Source organism: Mesorhizobium sp. L48C026A00 (genome assembly GCF_000502375.1).
GTDB classification, from domain to species: Bacteria; Pseudomonadota; Alphaproteobacteria; order Rhizobiales; family Rhizobiaceae; genus Mesorhizobium; species Mesorhizobium muleiense.
The window spans coordinates 78,732-96,472 of the sequence record NZ_AYWU01000016.1; the positions used below are offsets into that span (position 1 = coordinate 78,732).

Genomic DNA, 17,741 nt, shown 5'->3' on the forward strand with positions numbered 1-17,741 from the left:
CCGGCGAAATCGTCGCTGGTGACTGGAGCTTCTCGTGCTTGATAACACGCAAATAGAACGGCTCGAAGCCGAGGCGGTCAACTCCGCCAAGACCCGGCAGCCGCTCTATGCCCCGCGCAGGAAGATCTTCCCGAAACAGGCCTCAGGCAGTTTCCGCCGTTTCAAATGGCTGGTGATGGCGATCACCCTGGGCATCTACTACCTGACACCATGGCTGCGGTGGGACCGCGGCGCGTTTGCGCCCGACCAGGCAGTGCTGCTCGACCTCGTCAACCGCCGATTCTACTTCTTCTTCATCGAGATCTGGCCGCAGGAATTCTATTACGTCGCCGGCCTTCTGATGATGGCCGGCATCGGCCTTTTCCTGATCACATCCACGGTCGGCCGAGCCTGGTGCGGCTACACCTGCCCCCAGACTGTGTGGGTCGATTTGTTTCTCGTCGCGGAGCGGGCGGTCGAAGGGGATCGTAACGCCCGCATCAAGCTCGACGCTGGCCCATGGACGGCACGCAAACTGGTGCTGCGCGCGTCGAAACACGCCATCTGGCTGATCATAGCGGTAGCTACCGGCGGTGCCTGGATCTTCTATTTCGCTGATGCGCCGACTCTGGTCGTCGAGGTCATCAAGGGAACTGCCGCGCCGGCGGCCTATGTCACCATCACCGTGCTGGCGGCGACCACCTACACGTTCGGCGGGTTGATGCGCGAGCAGGTCTGCACCTATATGTGCCCTTGGCCGCGCATCCAGGCAGCCATGCTCGACGAAAACTCGCTCACGGTGACTTACAATGACTGGCGCGGCGAACCGCATTCGCGTCATGCCAAGAAGGTCCTGGCCGCGGGGCAACCGGTCGGGGACTGCCTCGATTGCAATGCCTGCGTCGCGGTCTGCCCGATGGGGATCGACATTCGCGATGGCCAGCAGCTCGAATGCATCACCTGCGCGCTCTGCATCGATGCCTGCGACAGCGTCATGCACAAACTGGGCAGGGAACATGGGCTGATCTCCTATGCGACATTGTCCGACTACAACGCCAACATGGCTATCGCCACAGCGGGCGGCTCGCGCGCGGTGGACCCCTCGCTGGTGCGAAGCGCCGATGGCTCCTTCTCCGACAAGGTGGCCCGTTTCCATATCCGCAAGATCTTTCGCCCGCGCACCTTCATCTACATGGGCGCCTGGTCGGCGGTCGGTCTCGCGCTGCTCTATGCGCTGCTGACCCGCGAACGGCTCGAATTGAATGTCCTGCACGATCGCAATCCGCAGTTCGTGACGCTGTCCGACGGTTCGATCCGCAACGGTTACACCATCAAGCTGCTCAACATGATCCCCGAACCAAGAACGATCATTGTCACGATGCAGGGCCTGCATGGAGCCGAAATGAGCGTTGTCGGCGTCGACCTGCCGGCGGATCGCTCCTTCGCCATCCCGGTCGAACCCGACCGGCTGAAGATGCTCAAGGCTTTCGTGCGTCAGCCGGCAGATCAGGTTCGGGGTGCAGCGCAAAGCTTCAAGTTCCGGGTCGAAAACAAGGCAACGTTCGAGTCGGACGAATACACGGCCACTTTCAACGCACCGGAGATCGCCAGATGAGCGACACCTCGCGACAATCCCGCGAATTCACCGGCAGGCATATGCTGTTCACCATCCTTGGCTTCTTCGGCGTGGTCATAGCGGTCAATCTGACGATGGCGACGCTCGCCAACACGAGCTGGACCGGCCTTGTCGTCGAAAACACCTACGTGGCGAGCCAGCAATTCAACAAAAAGGCCGAGCAAGGGCGAGCTCAGGCAGCCCTCGGCTGGACTGGCAAGCTGACCATCGCAGGCGGTGAGGTCCGCTACAGCCTCACCGATGCTGTCGGCAAGCCGGTTGCCTTGCATGGCGTCAAGGTGCTGTTTCGTCATCCCGCCTACGAGGCCGAGGACAAATCCGTCACTCTTGCCGCTGCCTCCGGTCAGATATTCGCCGCGCACCACATGCCCAAGGATGGCGTCTGGATCGTCGAAATCGACGCCGGTGCGAGGCTTGCGGAACCCTATCGCGAGGTTCGCCGAATCATGATTTCCCACGGGGCGCTGCAATGACCTGCTGCGCGCCAGGCGCCGAAATGGCGCTGGACCTGGACAAGGTCGCACTCGTCCGGCCTTCTAGCCAGGAAATCAGACTGGCGAGCCGCTCGCTGGGCGATGATCTTCGCCAGACCGACCTCTCGGTGCCGGCCGTGCATTGTGCCGCCTGCATCCAGACGATCGAGACGGCGATCGGCAAGCTGGATCGCGTCGAAGGCGCTCGTGTCAATCTTTCGACGAAACGTGTTTCGGTCCGGTGGCGCGGCGACGAGGTTCCGCCATTCGTCGCCACGCTGGGAAGGCTGGGCTATGGCGCGCACCTGTTCGATCCCGAGGCGGACGGTAGGGACAAGACGCTCTCGGAACTGATCCGCGCCGTCGCGGTCGCCGGCTTTGCGGCGGGCAATATCATGCTGCTTTCAGTTTCCGTCTGGTCCGGCGCGCAAGGCGCGACGCGCGATCTTTTCCATTGGGTCTCGGCCTTGATTGCCATTCCTGCGCTCGCTTTCGCCGGCGGCATCTATTTTCGCTCGGCCTGGAATGCGCTGCGCCACAGCCGCATGAACATGGACGTGCCGATCGCGGTCGGGGTATCGCTCGCTTACGCCATGAGCCTCTACGAGACGATCAACCATGGCGACCATGCTTATTTCGACGCCTCGGTGTCGCTGCTGTTTTTTTTGTTGATTGGACGCACGCTGGATCATTTGATGCGGGAGCGCGCACGGACCGCCGTGAAAGGCCTGTCTCGGCTGGCCGCCCGCGGTGCCATGGTGCTGCGCAAGGATGGGTCGCGCGACTACTTGCCGGTTGGCGAGATCGAACCAGGAATGGAGCTCTTGATCGCGGCCGGCGAGAGGGTGCCCATCAACGGCAGGATCATTGGCGGAGCGTCGGATCTCGACTGTTCCCTGGTTTCCGGGGAAAGCACGCCCAGAACGGTGGGCCCGGGGGCGCAGGTCCAGGCCGGTACGCTCAATCTCACCGGTCCGCTGACCATCGAGGCGACGGCCGCCGCGAAGGATTCCTTCCTGGCGGAAATGGTTCGGCTGATGGAAGCGGCAGAGGGCGGCCGCGCCCGCCATCGCAGGATCGCCGATCGCGTCTCCGCGCTCTATGCCCCCGTGGTCCACCTCACCGCCTTTGTGACGTTCCTCGGCTGGATGGCGGCGACCGGCGACTGGCACCGGGCGATAACCATCGCCATCGCCGTTTTGATCATCACATGCCCGTGCGCGCTCGGTCTCTCCGTGCCGATCGTACAGGTGGTCGCTGCGCGCCGGCTGTTCGAAAGCGGCGTCATGGTCAAGGACGGCTCCGCCATGGAGCGCCTGGCGGGGATCGACACGGCATTGTTCGACAAAACCGGCACGCTTACGCTCGGACTGCCCAGGCTAATCAATGCGCCGTCCATCGATCCGACGATGCTCGCCATGGCGGCCGAGATGGCAGCGCATTCCCGCCATCCTTTTTCGAAGGCAATCGCTGGCCATGCAGCCTTTGCCGGCCAGCCGAAGCTCGGGTCCGTCAACGAGCATCCGGGCTTCGGCATCGAAGCCACCGCCAAGGGCAGTACCTGGCGGCTGGGTCGCCGCGGATGGGCTGAGTGGAAGGCCCGGACCGGCGGCGAAGGCAATCAAGGCTATGGCGGAACCGTTCTGACGAAGGACGGGGTCATTGTCGCGACTTTCGATTTCGAGGATGAGCTGCGTGCCGATGCCAAGGCGGCCATCGAGCAATTGAACGGCGCCGGCGTGTCGGTGGAGATGCTGTCGGGCGACACAGAAGCTGCCTGCGGCGAAGTCGCGGAAGCACTGGGGGTCGAGCGCTTCGTTCCCGCGTTGCTTCCCTCCGGGAAGGTCGAACACATCGAAGCATTGACGCGAACTGGCCACAAGGTGCTGATGGTCGGCGATGGGCTCAACGACACGCCTGCATTGGGCGCCGCACACGTTTCGATCGCTCCGGCCACGGCGGCGGATATCGGTCGCAACGCCGCGGATTTCGTGTTCCTGCGTAAAAGTCTTCTGGCGGTCCCACTTGCTTTTGACATTTCGCGGAAGGCCGGACGGCTGATCCGGCAGAACATCGCCATCGCGATCGTTTACAATGGCATCGCCGTGCCGGTCGCCATTCTGGGGCACGTTACGCCACTGATCGCGGCGGTCGCGATGTCCGCCTCGTCCCTCCTGGTTATCGGCAATGCGCTACGCCTGCAAGGTTTCGTGTCAAATGCATCGGTGCAAGATGCCCGACATGACAGGCGCTCCGATATTGGCGCACTGGCACAATCCTCATGACGACGCTCGCCTACCTCATACCTGTGGCCCTGTTCCTCGGAGCGCTTGGGCTGGCCGGGTTCCTGTGGGCCTTGAGGAGCGGCCAATATGAAGATCTCGATGGCGCCGCCGAGCGGATCCTGATCGACCGCGACGAGCCACGCAGCTGACCCAGCCTGCCCTGCAACGACTCGCTCGAATAGTTTCCGCGGTTGCTTCGCGTCATGCCGATTTCGGCGCGCGACGGGTGCGAACGGATCAGCCAGAATACGTTGCCGAATTTCGGCCAGGAAAGGGCGCACCGAAGGGGAAGCCCGCCATTCCATGATGACCTGACCAGACCATGGCGTGGCGATCGACCGGTCGACCGTGAACCCGCCGTTGCCGCGTTTGTCGAGCCTGGTTGATCCAGATCAGGGTTATCTCTTCATCGGCATGGTTTCATTGACCAGTTCTTCAACGGAGAACGGATGTCTAACGGACGGTTAGGTCGCGTGAGACGCTGGGGGAGATGGCCGCAAACCGTGGATCGATTGCGATGCGTTCCAGAGCCCTTCGTATCGCAGATAGCCGACGCAATGGCGGCACGCTGATGGCCGGCTCTGTCGATAGATTCGACGTCATTGTCGTCGGAGCCGGGCCGGTCGGACTTTCCTTCGCCGCATCGCTTGCCCAGAGCCGACTCAAGGTGGCAGTGGTTGAACGGCAGTCGCTCGAAAGCCTGGCGAATCCGGCTTTCGACGGTCGCGAGATCGCGCTGACCCACGCATCGGTCGGAATCCTTCGCGAGCTCGGCGCCTGGGATGCCATCCCGGCTTCGGACAAATCACCGCTACAAGGCGCGCGCGTGCTCAACGGATCGAGCCCTTTCGCCCTGTGCTTCGATTCTCCCAGCGGATCTGGGGAACCACTCGGAATTCTGGTCCCAAATTGTCGGATCCGCGACGCCCTGTTCAAGCTTGTCCACTTCCAGGATCATGCCCAGCTGCTGTGCGGCCGCTCGGTCGTCACTGCAACAACCAGCCACAAAGAAGCAGTCATAACGCTCTCTGATGGCAGGCAATTGGCCGCTCGGCTGCTCGTTGCAGCGGACTCGCGTTTGTCCGCGACGCGCGACCTGCTCGGCATTGGCGCCGACATCCATCGGCTTGGCAACTCCATGCTGATTTGCCGGGTGAGGCACGAGCGCGCCCATCACCAGATCGCGGTCGAATGGTTCGATCACCATCAGACGATAGCGATGTTGCCGCTCATGGAAGGCGTGTCGTCGCTGCTTCTCACGTTGCGCTCAAACGAGGCCGACAGACTACTTGCTCTCGACGATGATTTGTTCCTGATGGAATTGACGAACCGTTGTCGAGGACGCCTCGGAGAGATGACCTTTGCAAGCACCCGCCATGCCTATCCGCTGGTCACGACCTGGGCGCACAAGTTCTGGGCTCCGAGTGCGGCACTGATCGGCGATGCTGCCATCGGCATGCACCCGGTGACCGCGCATGGCTTCAACATCGGCCTCAGCGGCCAGAAGCAACTCGCCGATAGAATCCTGGCGGCATGTCGTGAGCGCCGCGACATTGCTGATCCCTGCTTGCTCGGCAGATACGAAAGCCGGCTGCGTCTGTCGGCGGCACCGCTCTATCATGCTACGAATGTACTTGTCGGTCTCTACTCAGGCGAGCACCCGGCGGCACGGCTTGCAAGACATGCGGGGCTTCGCTTCGCCCAATATCTTCCCTTTATCCGCCATGGCATTTCGGCCATGCTCAGGCGGTGAATCGCAGGCAGCGCTGCCGCTCTGGAACGCTGTCTCGGCCCGGCTTCCTTTTGTCTCGCCGGGCGCGCTTTGATGCCGGGCAAGGCTGCTTCCTTGGTGACGTTGCCGATCCTGGGATGATTCGGATCAAGGCACGCGCGCGGGCGAGACCTCGATGATCAGCTGGCAACCCTAAGAGCAGACGTGCGACTCGAAGCCATGGTGAGCGCACTGGTTACCCCCGCTGGATAGTTAACCCGTCCTTCAGTGGGCTTGCGTAGGCTTGGTCCTCGCGAACAACGATGGGAAGCAAGCTGGTCCGTCCATGGCCCTGAAGAAAGAAGACACGCTGGAGGCCAAAATCCGTCAGGATCAGCTTGCTGACCTGAGGACCGGCCTCTTCGTGTCGATGCCGATAAGCGCTATCCTGTCAGGCCTGATTTGGGCGGTGCAGGCCCTTTCTGGCAGCGGCTTTGCCGCTGCAATCTGGTTCCTGGTCGTCAATGCGATAAATGCCGCCCGCCTTGCACTCGCGCGTTATCAGCTAAAAAACAGGGCGCCATGACAATTTCGTGGGGGTTTTGCCGCGGATTCGCTGGTTTGGCATCCTTGCTCTTCTGGCAGGGCTTGCCTGGTCCTTTCTGGCCGTCCTGACTATTGGATACACCACACCTCAAGCACCGCTGCATCTGGTCATTCTGGCGGGCATTTCAGCTGGTGCGGTTACATACGGCAGTTCGTATGCCGCGGCGGCGATCAACTTCATAACACCTCCGCTCCTCATCACGGTGGGATGCCTTTTGGCGAAAGGCAATTTTGAAGACTACATTCTGGCTTTTACCCTTCTGCTTTTCATGGGCGGCTTGGTTCGAGCTTCGTGTGTTGGGCAAGCACGGTTCCGCGAAGCGAGCCGCCTGAGGGATGAGGCCGAGCGGCTTGCGGCGGAGATGAAGGCCAGTTCCAGGCGGGACCACTTGACGGCCCTTCTCAACAGGCGTGGCCTCGAAGACGCTATCGGACGGTTCGAGAATACAGACGGCCCCTTCGTTGCAATGCTGATTGATCTGGACGGGTTCAAATCTGTCAACGATACCTACGGTCACAGGACCGGTGATGAGCTGCTCGTCATGATCGCCCGCCGCATAGAGCAGGCAGCGCCGGCAGGCTCAACGCTCGCCCGTATCGGCGGCGATGAGTTCGTGCTGTTTTTTCCCTCACTCAGGAGTTCGCTTTCTCCCAGTACCCTCGCATCCAATATCATCGCCAAAGTCGCCAGCCCCTATCGTGAGGTCGCGTCCGTCCGGATCGGTGCATCGATCGGAATATACTTGGCTGAAAGGCCGGGGCTGACGGAAATGTTGCTGCGGGCGGATGTCGCTCTTTACACGGCCAAGCGTCGTGGCAGGAACGAATTTCGCCTGTTCGATGCCGAACTCGACAGGGAATTGCAACGTCGCCAGTCCATCGAACGCGACCTTCATTCGGNAATTTCGCCTGTTCGATGCCGAACTCGACAGGGAATTGCAACGTCGCCAGTCCATCGAACGCGACCTTCATTCGGCGATAGAGGCGAGAAGGGTGGCACCTTGGTTCCAGCCCATCGTAAGACTCGACACCGAAGCCGTGATCGGTTTTGAAGCCCTGCTAAGGTGGTCCCATCCGATCCATGGTTCCATCTCTCCACCCGAAATCATGACAGCCGCACGCGAAACCGGAATGCTNTGCTTCAACTGTTAACGCAAACGGTATTCTCCGACTGTTGTGCTCTTATCGACGGCTTGGTGAAAGCTGACTGTCGTAACGTTCGTGTGGCGATGAATGTTTCGCCGCGCGAACTGGAAGCCGGCGATATCGACGACATGGTTCTGGATGGTCTGGCGGCAAAAGACCTCCCCGCAACGATGTTCGAAATCGAGATTACCGAAGAATCCCCGGTGGACCCGGACAGAGTGGATGAAAAGCTCGGACGGCTTTCACATGCCGGCATTTGCATCGCGCTCGATGACTTCGGCACCGGTTTTTCCACCTTGGCATCGCTCAAGGACAGTCGGATACGCAAGGTGAAAATAGACCAGGGCTTCATTCGCGGCTTAGCCAAGTCCCGCGACCGACTGCTTGTCAAATCGGTCATCGATCTTGGCAGCATGCTCGGCATCGAGGTCATGGCCGAGGGCGTCGAAACAGAGGCGGATCGTCAAGCCCTGCACAAGCTTGGCTGCCGAACCGCTCAAGGCTTCCTGTTCTCCAAGGCGGTGCCTCTGAGCCTAGCGCTTGATATGGCAGTCAAACAGCACGCGAACCAGTTGTGACAGGCACCCGCCGCGCCGTCTCTTGCGGCCGTGCGCTCTCGAATCGTGCGTACGAGACTTGCCCGTTTGAAACGCGTGGCAGTCCGCGCTGTGCGTCAGCCGGCGAATAGTTCCTTGTAGCCGGTCGTCACCATCCAGTTCGCACGGTCGATATGGCTGCGAAGAGCCTTGCGGGCGCGGACCGGTTCAAGGGCCGGGTCGATGCCGAGAATGCGATCGGCCATCTCCTCTTCGCTGGCGTTGTCGGCGCAGGCATCCAGGATCCGCAGGTAGATCGTGAAATTCTCCCTGTCGTAACTCGTAAGGTTCTCCGACCAGGGGACTTCGTCGCTCAAGGTTGAGCTTCGAGTCTCATCTGTTCCCATTGGTCGATTCATGCCTGCGAACCTCGCCTGTTGAGCGCACGCATCATATCCCAAAATGGGATAATCCGAAACCGGGATTAGTCGCTGATCCGGTCTTTACCCGACCGGTTCGCCTACATGCCCAAGTCTCTTCGATCGCCCCGCCACCAGCGGTTTCTGGCCCAGTTGGTTTCCCTGCGCAAGGCCAAAGGCCTGACTCAGGCGCAGGTGGCCGACAAGCTTGATCGTCCCCAATCCTTCGTGGCCAAGTACGAGGGTGGAGAGCGGCGTCTCGACGTCATCGAGTTTCTCGACTTAACTGCGGCGCTTGACGCTGATCCGTGCGAGATTCTGTCCAGCCTGCGGTCCTAGCGGGCGCCCGCGCGCCTAACGGCTCGCGCCGGTGCCGTGAACCGAGCGCGCTTTCCTTCGGCAAGCTGCCATTCCGCTGCGGGTGGGTCTTTACCAGGCCATGCCGATATAGGATGATAATCCTAGGTGAGGCGATTCCTCAACGGAGATCGCAATGGCTAGGACCAAACTTTCCCAGCAGCTTTCACAGGCTGAAATCGAGCGCTTTCTGGCGGAGGCGGAACGGCTGCACAAGAGCATCGTCCAGCCGCTTCTATCACCTACCAGAACCACTACCGGGCCCTCCAACGCACCCATGAAGCGCTGTTAAAGACGGTGAAGGATATCACGGGTAAGGATGCGCCGTTCATTCAATGGTTCGGAACAGGACCGGTGAATTAGACCAGGCTTATAGAGTCCAGGCCGCAAACGTCGCATTCTCTCTTCGGAGGGAAGGGGCGTGGGCAACCATCGCTATCAAGACAACTCCTGGCTGGGCTTCTTGCCTCCGAATCGACCCTGCCGCTTTCGGCTGCAACATCAAAGCCAATATAAGCTACAAAACGGGCGAGCGCGTCTATCATGATCCCGGACAGGAATATTACTGGGACACACGCCTCAACGTCTTGAAAGGCGAGCGCTGGTTTTGTTCGGAGGAAGCCGCGCGCATGGCGGCGATGTCATCGAGTTTCTCGACGTAACTGCGGCGCTTGACGATGATCCGTGCGAAAAATCTGTCCAGCCTGCGGGCCTGGCGGGCGCCCGCGCGCCTGACGACGCGCACCAGGTGCTCGTGAACCGAGCCCGCTTTTCTTCGGCAAACTCAGGCGGTCTCGGCCATTCGGCTTCGCCCCTTGGCGTGGGCAGCCCTTCGGGCTGTGGCGGCCGCCGTCCTTGCGGGCGGCGCGGTTTGTCTGTTGGCCTTTCCCGGTGGCGCGGGGTGGGCGGCACTCCCTTCTAGGCCCGCCGCGGCAGCCCGCAACCCTTCGCGTGCGCTCAGGGTCCTCCTCTTCGTTCCGGTCCTTCGGATGCGGTCCGCCTACCACGGCGGGCCTTTCCGGTCGCGACTCGCCGCCCACCCCGCTTCCGGGGAAAGGCGCGGCGATTGGCGAGTGGAGGATGCGACGATGCATGCAAATAGCAAGCGTTGTGCCAGCACAGAGGCTGGCGCAGGCAAGGGCGGGCGCCCCGGCGCCAGCCTTTATCAGGAGATCACCGACCGCATCATTGCCGAGCTGGAGCGCGGCACCGTGCCATGGGTCAAGCCATGGGGCAGCGCAAAGGCAGGCCTTGGCCTGCCGAGGAATGCATCCTCTGGGCGCACTTACTCCGGCATCAATATCCTCATCCTGTGGGGCGCGGTCATCGAGCGCAGCTATCCCAGCCAGAACTGGCTCACCTTCCGGCAGGCGCTTGTCCTTGGCGGCAACGTCAGGAAGGGCGAGCGCGGCACGACCATCGTGCATGCCGACCGCTTTGTTCCCAAGGACGAAAAGGAGCGCGCACGCCACGAGGGCGATGAACCACAGGCCGTGCCTTTTTTGAAGCGCTTCACCGTCTTCAATGTCGCGCAGTGCGATAATCTTCCGGAACACCTCTATCCCGCCGCCGAGCCGCTGCCTCAGTGCGAGATCGTGCCGCAGGCCGAGACGCTCATTGGCGCCAGCGGCGCGGATTTCAGGGTTGGCGGCGATCGCGCTTTCTACATGCCGGGCAGCGACCACATTCAGGTGCCGCCGCAGCCGGCGTTCCATCGGCAGATCGACTATTACCGGACCTGCTTTCACGAGCTTGGCCACTGGACCGGCCACCCGACGCGGCTTGCTCGCGACCTCTCCGGTTCGTTCGGCTCCAAGGCCTACGCGCGTGAAGAATTGGTCGCCGAAATCACTGCCGCCTTCGTCTGCAGCAATCTCGGTATCGAGCCGACCGTGCGTCATGCCGATTACATCGGCTCATGGCTGAAGGTGCTGCGCGAGGACAACCGCGCCATCTTCCGTGCCGCCAGTCTTGCCTCCAAGGCCGCCGATTTCCTGCTTGGCCTTAAGGACGATGCCCAAAAGCGAGGCGCAGGAAGGGATTGCGGCATGACGATGCGCGATCCGCAACTGACCGCGACCGAGCCGACGCCGCAAGGCGAGCAGATGCTCATTCCGGGCGTCCGGCCGATCACCACGCGCGATCGGCTCACCTCCTGATGGACGCGCCGATGTGTCCGCGCGCGGCGCAAGAGCCGCTCGATATCGGCCTCTTCGATGAAGCCAGCAGAAATCAACTCGACCTGTTCTGACAAGGAGTCTTTCCATGATCCTGATCACCGATCCACTACGCGCACGACTGCTCGCCAATGGCGCCGCCGACGCCGACATTGACCATTTTCCCGTTGTGAAACTGTTTAATCCGACAGGTGCCGCCACGTGGCTTTTGAGCGAACTCGACGCCGATGGCGACACGCTGTTCGGCCTTTGCGATCTCGGCTTCGGCTTCCCCGAACTCGGCAGCGTCAGTCTGGCCGAGCTTGCATCCGTAAAAGGTCCGCTTGGCCTCGGCATAGAGCGCGACCTGCATTTCCAGGCGCGCTTTACGCTCTCCGTCTATGCCGAAGCCGCCCGCATTTGCGGCCACATCACCGAGGCCGAGCGACTTCTGCGGCAGGCAGCAGACGCCCTTTCAAAGCCCCATTCCGAGCTTCCGCCCGACACGGCGGAACAGCAGCGCCGATAGGCGCAAAAACCGTTCCCGCCGCGCCGGCCTTCGGCCTCTGCGGCGGGGACAACCTCAACCAAAGCGAAGGATATCCCGGCCTGATCACCTCGGACCTGTTCGGCGAGGACAGCTATTTCGCCGATGCCGACCTGTTCTGGCAAAAGCAGAACGAAGCGATTGCCGCCAGACGCGACACCTATCTCAACGACGGCTGGAGCGAGGTGGTGCTGCTGGAATGGGCCAGTATTTCCACTCATGGGACCACGAGAAGACCCCGAAGAAGAAGGGCGGCAAGGCCGTCATCACTGTCTCGCGTCGCGGCGAGGTCGAGTGTCACGAGGGCTGGCTGTCACGCAAGGAAGCCCGCCGCGCCCGCGAGGGCGGCGAGCAAGAAGGGACGCCCGCCAAGCCGCCGCGCCCCGAACTCACCGGCCCGATGCAGAACTATGTCGATCTGCATCGCCATGCCGCCGTGCGCGGGCCATGCTCGCACATCCCGCCGTGGCGCTGCGCCTCGTGGTGGCGCACGCCATCACCGGTTCCGGCCTGTGGCAGGTGCGCCCCGAGCCGCAGCGCGCAGCCAACGAGACGGTGACTGCCAGCCTTGCCGGCTGCAAGGCTGAAGCCGCATTCGGCAAAAAGCGGCGCGAAGTGTTGGCCCTGCTCGGATCACCGGATCAGGATGGCGTGGTCGCCGGCGGCAATGGCGACGCCTTTGCTATCGCCGGCGTGTTCGCGCGCCTCTTGGCGCTCTGCGACGACGATGTCATGCGCGTTCTCACCCTTGTCATGGCCGAGACGCTTGCAGCCGGCAGCGCCGTCATCGAGGCGCTCGGCAACCATCTGAACGTCGATATGGGCGCATGGTGGCAACCGGACGCTGCCTTCTTCGACCTCTTGCGCGACAAGGAAATCGCCAATTCGATGCTCGCCGATGTCCGCGGCAAGCTTGTTGCCAACGGCAATGTCGCCGAGAAGGTCAAGACGCAAAAGAAGATCATCCGCGACTTCCTGGCGGGCGAGAATGGCCGCCTCAGGGTCGAGACCTGGCTGCCGCGCTGGATGAAATTCCCGGCCGAAAGCTACACCAGCCGCGGCGGCTTCCGCACCGCCGATCAGTGGACACAAGTGCAGCCGCTGTTCGTGCGCGAATGAACCGATCAGCCCTAAGCGGCGGTTCTCTCGAGTGCCGCCACTCAGGTCGCGCGCGCCGCTCCGGACCGCGCCGGCTGCCGATTGGTCATCTTGTCGAGCCAGTGCCGCGCGCGAGAAATCCCGACGTCAATTCGCCCCCGTTTCGGCAGCCCTGCACCACGCCGGGTTGCTTGCTGAGGCGCCAGGCGCATGGGGCCAATTGTCCGATCCGGTTGCCGAGAGAGCCCGCGCAGCCGGCGCCCTGCATTGCCGCCGGCTCTTCTGCCACCGATCGCGCCACCTGTCTCCATGTGTCTCAGGGACCATTCCCCTGCGGCTGGCTTGACGACCTATGGGCGGATCCGGCCCGCCCGAAACCCTCGCCAGCAGCTTTTTTCCCCGCCGCCTGCGGCGGCTTCCTCGCGCCGCTTCGCTTCAAAAAAGCTGCCCGCTCGGGTCCTCCGCTATCGCTGCGGCCCCTGTCGGGTTCGGGCGGTCCGGACGCGCCCATCACGGTCCGCCATCGCAGGGGAATGGTCCCCTGCGAGCACCAAAGGAGACTGAAAATGACCGCGATCGGATACGTCACCAAACAGGAAAACGGCGGCTACAAGGGCCAGCTCAAGACGCTCAGCGTCCGCGCCGACATCGACATCGTGCCCAATCAGGCAAAGAGCGCCGACACCCATCCCGACTTCCGGGTGCTGACGCAAGGGGTCGAAGTGGGGGCGGGCTGGATCCGCACCGGCGAGACCTCCGGCAAGGACTATGTGAGCCTGTCGATTGCCGCCCCGGAGTTCGGTCCGCGCAAGCTCTACGCCAATCTCGGCCGCGCCGCCGGCCAGGATGACGATGACACATACGCCATCATCTGGAACCCGGTCGACTGAACCGCCAGCCTCGAGCCCCGCGCCGCAACCGGCCCGGGGCTCTTCTCAAGAAGGGGCGGCGAAAACTCGCCCCCCACTCTTCGCCCGTCCCCAAAACGATCTCGCTCGCCGATCCTCGCCTTGGCTTGTCCGTAGCGAAACGAGGACCATCATGGACGACGAAAACGAACGCGCGGCCCGCGCGAAGAAGGGCAGTCCGTTTCTCAACACCGCGCAGGCTGCCTTCTATATCGGGCTGTCCCAGCGCACGCTGGAGAAGATGCGGCTCAAAGGCGGTGGCCCGCAATTCCGCAAGCACGGCCGCTATGTCCGCTATCACATCGACGAGCTCGACGACTGGTCGAAAGGGCGCGCGCAGGAGACCAGGCCCGAGGATGGCGGCCACGATTCCGGCTCGGCCGGTGAGGGAGGCCGCTCATGAGCCGACGTCCCACTATCCGTCTGATCGGCAGCCATCTGCGGCGCATTCGGGCGCGCAAGACGATCGCCGTGGCCACAATAGGCCTCGGCCTGATCGGCTTCGCCGCTTTCGACAACCCATCGCCCTGGCTGGTCTGGAACGCCTCGGCCAGTGCGCCGGTCGGCCTCTATCGCGTCGCGTCCGGATCACCGGCTCGTGGCGATCTGGTGCTCGTCCGCCCGCCAAAACCGGTCGCCGATCTCGCCGCCGAACGCGTCTATCTGCCCAGCAACGTGCCGCTGGTCAAGCGCCTTGCCGCGCTGCCTGGCGAGCATGTCTGCGCCTTCGGCGACGCCATCATCATCGGCGGCGAGATCGTCGCGCGCCGGCTGGCAACCGACACGCAGCACCGTCCGCTGCCTTGGTGGAATGCCTGCCGCAAGCTCGCCGCCGACGAGTTTTTCCTGCTCGGCAACGATAGAAATCGCTCCTTCGACAGCCGCTATTTCGGGCCGGTGCCGGCCGAAAATATTGCCGGGAGGCTCGTGCCGCTATGGACCGAGTAACCCTGCTGATGCTGGGCATGGTCGCGATAGCGCCATGCGCCTGTTCCGCCGCGACCGACGCTCAGCCGGCCGCCATCTCCCGTGGTCCGCAGCTGGCAAGATGGCAGCCCTTGGTAGCCGAAGCAAGCCGGCGTTTCAGCATTCCACAGCCCTGGATTTATGCCGTCATGGATGCCGAAAGCCGGGGGCAGACAATGCTGCACGGACGGCCGATCACGTCGAGCGCCGGCGCCATTGGCCTCATGCAGGTGATGCCCGGCACCTACGAGGAGATGCGCGCAGAGCTTGGCCTGCGAGCCGATCCGCACGATCCTCGCGACAATATTCTGGCAGGCACAGCCTATCTGCGCGCCATGTATGACCGCTTCGGCTTTCCCGGCCTGTTTGCCGCCTATAACGCTGGGCCGGAGCGCTACGAACAGCATTTGCAGCGTGGGCGACCGCTGCCCAGCGAGACGGTTTCGTATCTGGAAGGGCTCAAGGCGGCGGGGATCTCGGCCGCCGACATGGACGCGTTCACCGGCAAATCCCGTTCCGGAAAAACACCGGAAATCCCGTCCGGGCGGTCGCTGTTTTTCCTGCGAAACGGTGTTTCCGCGACCGATCCGAATGGCCAAATTGTGGTGCCGCGCGGAACGGAGCGAGCAAGGTCAGGCCGGCCGGATCGCAGGTGAGGGCAGGGGTACCGTGGGTCGGGCGGGGCAGGGAGGCAGGTCCGCGGAAGGCAAGATAAAGGCATCGCCTCCTGGAGGCGGCGAAGTCTTTGTCTGCACATCGTTTTTCCCGGAGGCTGCCTTCAGCGTCAGGAGAGCTAGTGCCGACAACCCTCTGATTTTGGTTAAGATTACTAGGAGGCTCAATGCAGGATGAAGAGTTCAAGCCGAGCCTGGGCAAAATCGGATCACGCGGCTCGAAGGCAGGCAAGCGTTTCGCCGGCCAGATCCGCGCCGCGATCAACCGAGCCGGCGGCGGCAGCGGTCGCCGTGGCCGCTTCGTCGGAAGCCGGGCGGGGCGCGGCGGGGCTGCTGCCGCCGTTCTCAGAGCGCGCGACCCCCACGCGGCGTTTCGGCAGCGGCGGGTCGTCGTCAAGGCGCGTATCAAGCTGGCCGGCAAGGGTGTTGACGGGGCACGTGCACACCTTCGCTACCTCCAGCGCGACGGCGTCACCCGCGAAGGCGAGCCTGGCGAGCTCTATAGCGCCGACAGCGACCGCGTCGATGGCAAGGCCTTCATCGATCGTGCCGATGGCGACCGGCATCAGTTCCGCTTCATCGTCGCCCCTGAAGACGGCATCGAGTATGACGACCTGAAGCCGCTCACGCGGCGTCTCATGGCGCAGATGGAAGAAGACCTCGGCACCAGGCTCGACTGGGTGGCTGTCGATCATTTCAACACTGGTCATCCGCATACCCATATTATCGTCCGCGGCAATGACGACCGCGGCGAAAATCTTGTCATCGCGCGAGACTACATCTCGTCTGGAATCCGTGAACGGGCGGCCGAGCTGGTCAGCCTCGACCTTGGCCCGAGAACGGACCGCGAGATCGAGCAACGCCTGCGCCAGGAAATGGAGCGGGAACGCTTCACCAGCATCGATCGGCAGCTGCTCCGCCTGCGCGACGATGACGGGCATGTCTCACCGGTCAGCCGAGACACGTTTCGCCAGACGCTGCGCCAGGGCCGCCTGCGCAAGCTCGAGCGGATGGGTCTGGCTGAGGAGGTCGGCTCGGGCCGCTGGCGCCTTGATGGCGAGCTTGAAGCGACGCTGCGCCGCATCGGCGAGCGGGGCGACATCATCAAGACCATGCACCGCGAACTGACCGGCAAGGGGCTCGCCCGCAGTGCCGCCGACTATGTTGTCCATGATCGATCTGCAGAGCAGATGCAGCCTGTCGTCGGCCGCATCGTTGCGCGCGGCCTGGCCGACGAAATCACTGACCGCCACTACCTCGTCGTCGACGGCGTGGACGGCAAAAGCCACTATGTTGATATCGGCAAAAGCGAGGCCACCCAACCGACGCCAGAGGGCTGCATAGTGCGGGTCACGCCGAGGGAGACCGGGCCAAGGCAAGTCGACCGCACAATTGCCGAGATCGCCACGACCCATGACGGGCGCTACAGCATCGATATCCATCTCAAGCATGACCCGTCGGCCACCGAACGCTTTGCCGAAACGCACGTGCGGCGACTGGAGGCGATCCGCCGGGCGACCGATGGTGTCAGGCGCGAGCCGGACGGTACATGGACGATCGCGCCGGACCATCTCGATCGCGTCGCGGGCTACGAGCGTCAGCGAGCGAGGGCCGAGCCTGTTGTCGTCGACAAGCTCTCATCAATGCTGCTGGAGAGCCAAGTCAGCTTCGACGGCGCCACCTGGCTCGATCGAGAGCTGGTTTCCGACACACCGGAGGCCTTGCACAGCTCTGGTTTCGGCCGCGATGTCCGAGAGGCGCAAGGCCGCCGACGGCAGTGGCTGATTGCGCAAGGTCTTGCTCGGGAAGAGCAGGACCGGATCGTCTATCGCGCCAACATGCTTTCGATCCTGGGCCAGCGTGAGCTGAACCGCGTGGCCGGCCGGTTGTCGAGCGAACTCGGTCTGCCCTATGCCGAAGCCCGGTCAGGAGAGCGAATAGACGGCACGCTCCGCCGCTCCGTAGAACTCGGCAGCGGAAAATACGCGGTCATTGAGAAATCGCGCGAGTTCACGATGGTGCCATGGCGGCCGGTGCTCGAGCATCATATCGGCAAGGAGGTTTCCGGCGTGGTGCGTGCGGAGGGGATTTCCTGGACGATCGGACGGGAAAGGAGCGGGCCTGGCGTTTCGTGAAGGCCGCAGCGGCACCAAATACGCTGTTCAAACATAACTAAGGCGACCGCCCGCAGACGCACGATCGCCTACATAGGAGGTGTCAATGCGGGGTGCTCGTCGGCGGTGG

20 protein-coding genes are annotated in these 17,741 nt (G+C 62.8%); 19 read left to right on the forward strand and 1 reads right to left on the reverse strand.

Annotated elements, in window-relative coordinates; genetic code table 11:
* Positions 1–34 precede the first annotated feature (34 nt).
* From ccoG to X738_RS87275, 9 genes are all read left to right on the forward strand, one after another.
* Positions 35–1,594, forward strand: a complete 1,560-nt coding sequence (ccoG, locus tag X738_RS65960) for a cytochrome c oxidase accessory protein CcoG (protein WP_023800955.1) — start codon at positions 35–37, stop codon at positions 1,592–1,594.
* Complete coding sequence (locus tag X738_RS65965) at positions 1,591–2,088, forward strand: FixH family protein (RefSeq protein WP_023800956.1); 498 nt, start codon at positions 1,591–1,593, stop codon at positions 2,086–2,088. Before ccoG ends, X738_RS65965 begins: the two co-directional genes overlap by 4 nt.
* Positions 2,085–4,373 (forward strand): cation-translocating P-type ATPase, encoded by a 2,289-nt coding sequence (locus X738_RS65970; RefSeq protein WP_023800957.1) that lies wholly within the window; start codon positions 2,085–2,087, stop codon positions 4,371–4,373. The genes X738_RS65965 and X738_RS65970 overlap by 4 nt, the downstream gene beginning before the upstream one ends.
* Entirely contained in the window at positions 4,370–4,522 is a 153-nt protein-coding gene (ccoS, locus tag X738_RS65975; RefSeq protein ID WP_023679633.1) for a cbb3-type cytochrome oxidase assembly protein CcoS, read from the forward strand. The genes X738_RS65970 and ccoS overlap by 4 nt, the downstream gene beginning before the upstream one ends.
* 422 nt (positions 4,523–4,944) lie before the next feature.
* The gene (gene ubiM / locus X738_RS65980) at positions 4,945–6,126 is read left to right on the forward strand and encodes a 5-demethoxyubiquinol-8 5-hydroxylase UbiM (protein ID WP_031255606.1); all 1,182 of its coding nucleotides are present in this window, start codon (positions 4,945–4,947) and stop codon (positions 6,124–6,126) included.
* 262 nt (positions 6,127–6,388) lie between these two features.
* Positions 6,389–6,670: a hypothetical protein gene (locus X738_RS87265; RefSeq protein ID WP_245277736.1), complete on the forward strand. Its 282-nt coding sequence runs from the start codon at positions 6,389–6,391 to the stop codon at positions 6,668–6,670.
* 382 nt (positions 6,671–7,052) lie between these two features.
* Positions 7,053–7,742 (forward strand): diguanylate cyclase domain-containing protein, encoded by a 690-nt coding sequence (locus tag X738_RS89735; RefSeq protein WP_441295554.1) that lies wholly within the window; start codon positions 7,053–7,055, stop codon positions 7,740–7,742.
* Entirely contained in the window at positions 7,684–7,842 is a 159-nt protein-coding gene (locus tag X738_RS88445; protein ID WP_280809717.1) for an EAL domain-containing protein, read from the forward strand. Before X738_RS89735 ends, X738_RS88445 begins: the two co-directional genes overlap by 59 nt.
* Positions 7,843–7,874: 32 nt before the next feature.
* On the forward strand, positions 7,875–8,414 hold the full coding sequence (locus X738_RS87275; RefSeq protein WP_280809754.1) for an EAL domain-containing protein: 540 nt from the start codon (positions 7,875–7,877) through the stop codon (positions 8,412–8,414).
* Between the two features lie 95 nt (positions 8,415–8,509).
* Here the strand turns inward: X738_RS87275 and X738_RS65990 are convergent, their stop codons facing one another.
* Positions 8,510–8,791 (reverse strand): DNA -binding domain-containing protein, encoded by a 282-nt coding sequence (locus tag X738_RS65990; protein WP_051407877.1) that lies wholly within the window; start codon positions 8,789–8,791, stop codon positions 8,510–8,512.
* Positions 8,792–8,896: 105 nt separating this feature from the next.
* Between X738_RS65990 and X738_RS65995 the strand changes: the two genes are divergently transcribed.
* From X738_RS65995 to rlxS, 10 genes are all read left to right on the forward strand, one after another.
* On the forward strand, positions 8,897–9,130 hold the full coding sequence (locus X738_RS65995; RefSeq protein ID WP_023800963.1) for a helix-turn-helix domain-containing protein: 234 nt from the start codon (positions 8,897–8,899) through the stop codon (positions 9,128–9,130).
* Positions 9,131–9,483: 353 nt separating this feature from the next.
* Complete coding sequence (locus tag X738_RS89740; protein ID WP_441295550.1) at positions 9,484–9,810, forward strand: sunset domain-containing protein; 327 nt, start codon at positions 9,484–9,486, stop codon at positions 9,808–9,810.
* Between the two features lie 426 nt (positions 9,811–10,236).
* Positions 10,237–11,307, forward strand: a complete 1,071-nt coding sequence (locus X738_RS66005; protein WP_023800966.1) for an ArdC family protein — start codon at positions 10,237–10,239, stop codon at positions 11,305–11,307.
* A 106-nt stretch (positions 11,308–11,413) separates the two neighbouring features.
* A complete protein-coding gene (locus X738_RS66010) occupies positions 11,414–11,833 on the forward strand; it encodes a DUF2958 domain-containing protein (protein ID WP_023800968.1) in 420 nt (139 codons plus the stop codon).
* A 465-nt stretch (positions 11,834–12,298) separates the two neighbouring features.
* Entirely contained in the window at positions 12,299–12,970 is a 672-nt protein-coding gene (locus tag X738_RS87285) for a hypothetical protein (protein WP_023800970.1), read from the forward strand.
* A gap of 545 nt (positions 12,971–13,515) precedes the next feature.
* Complete coding sequence (locus X738_RS66020) at positions 13,516–13,839, forward strand: DUF736 domain-containing protein (RefSeq protein ID WP_023672372.1); 324 nt, start codon at positions 13,516–13,518, stop codon at positions 13,837–13,839.
* Positions 13,840–13,990: 151 nt separating this feature from the next.
* The gene (locus tag X738_RS66025) at positions 13,991–14,260 is read left to right on the forward strand and encodes a helix-turn-helix transcriptional regulator (protein WP_023800971.1); all 270 of its coding nucleotides are present in this window, start codon (positions 13,991–13,993) and stop codon (positions 14,258–14,260) included.
* On the forward strand, positions 14,257–14,805 hold the full coding sequence (lepB, locus tag X738_RS66030) for a signal peptidase I (RefSeq protein WP_023800972.1): 549 nt from the start codon (positions 14,257–14,259) through the stop codon (positions 14,803–14,805). Before X738_RS66025 ends, lepB begins: the two co-directional genes overlap by 4 nt.
* A complete protein-coding gene (locus tag X738_RS66035; protein ID WP_023800973.1) occupies positions 14,793–15,479 on the forward strand; it encodes a lytic transglycosylase domain-containing protein in 687 nt (228 codons plus the stop codon). The genes lepB and X738_RS66035 overlap by 13 nt, the downstream gene beginning before the upstream one ends.
* Positions 15,480–15,664: 185 nt before the next feature.
* Positions 15,665–17,632 carry a relaxase/mobilization nuclease RlxS gene (gene rlxS, locus X738_RS66040; protein ID WP_023800974.1) on the forward strand — a complete coding sequence of 656 codons (1,968 nt, stop codon included), beginning with the start codon at positions 15,665–15,667 and terminating at the stop codon, positions 17,630–17,632.
* The last annotated feature ends 109 nt before the right edge of the window (positions 17,633–17,741 follow it).

Excerpts from the sequence above, each read along its gene's own strand:
- X738_RS66010 (WP_023800968.1), top strand. The coding sequence starts at position 11,414 with ATGATCCTGATCACCGATCCACTACGCGCACGACTGCTCGCCAATGGC.
- X738_RS66035 (WP_023800973.1), top strand. The coding sequence starts at position 14,793 with ATGGACCGAGTAACCCTGCTGATGCTGGGCATGGTCGCGATAGCGCCA.
- ccoS (WP_023679633.1), top strand. The coding sequence starts at position 4,370 with ATGACGACGCTCGCCTACCTCATACCTGTGGCCCTGTTCCTCGGAGCG.
- ubiM (WP_031255606.1), top strand. The coding sequence starts at position 4,945 with ATGGCCGGCTCTGTCGATAGATTCGACGTCATTGTCGTCGGAGCCGGG.
- X738_RS89740 (WP_441295550.1), top strand. The coding sequence starts at position 9,484 with ATGGTTCGGAACAGGACCGGTGAATTAGACCAGGCTTATAGAGTCCAG.
- X738_RS65965 (WP_023800956.1), top strand. The coding sequence starts at position 1,591 with ATGAGCGACACCTCGCGACAATCCCGCGAATTCACCGGCAGGCATATG.
- X738_RS66020 (WP_023672372.1), top strand. The coding sequence starts at position 13,516 with ATGACCGCGATCGGATACGTCACCAAACAGGAAAACGGCGGCTACAAG.
- X738_RS66025 (WP_023800971.1), top strand. The coding sequence starts at position 13,991 with ATGGACGACGAAAACGAACGCGCGGCCCGCGCGAAGAAGGGCAGTCCG.
- rlxS (WP_023800974.1), top strand. The coding sequence starts at position 15,665 with ATGCAGGATGAAGAGTTCAAGCCGAGCCTGGGCAAAATCGGATCACGC.
- X738_RS65970 (WP_023800957.1), top strand. The coding sequence starts at position 2,085 with ATGACCTGCTGCGCGCCAGGCGCCGAAATGGCGCTGGACCTGGACAAG.
- X738_RS66005 (WP_023800966.1), top strand. The coding sequence starts at position 10,237 with ATGCATGCAAATAGCAAGCGTTGTGCCAGCACAGAGGCTGGCGCAGGC.
- lepB (WP_023800972.1), top strand. The coding sequence starts at position 14,257 with ATGAGCCGACGTCCCACTATCCGTCTGATCGGCAGCCATCTGCGGCGC.
- X738_RS65990 (WP_051407877.1), bottom strand. The coding sequence starts at position 8,791 with ATGAATCGACCAATGGGAACAGATGAGACTCGAAGCTCAACCTTGAGC.
- X738_RS87285 (WP_023800970.1), top strand. The coding sequence starts at position 12,299 with ATGCTCGCACATCCCGCCGTGGCGCTGCGCCTCGTGGTGGCGCACGCC.
- X738_RS65995 (WP_023800963.1), top strand. The coding sequence starts at position 8,897 with ATGCCCAAGTCTCTTCGATCGCCCCGCCACCAGCGGTTTCTGGCCCAG.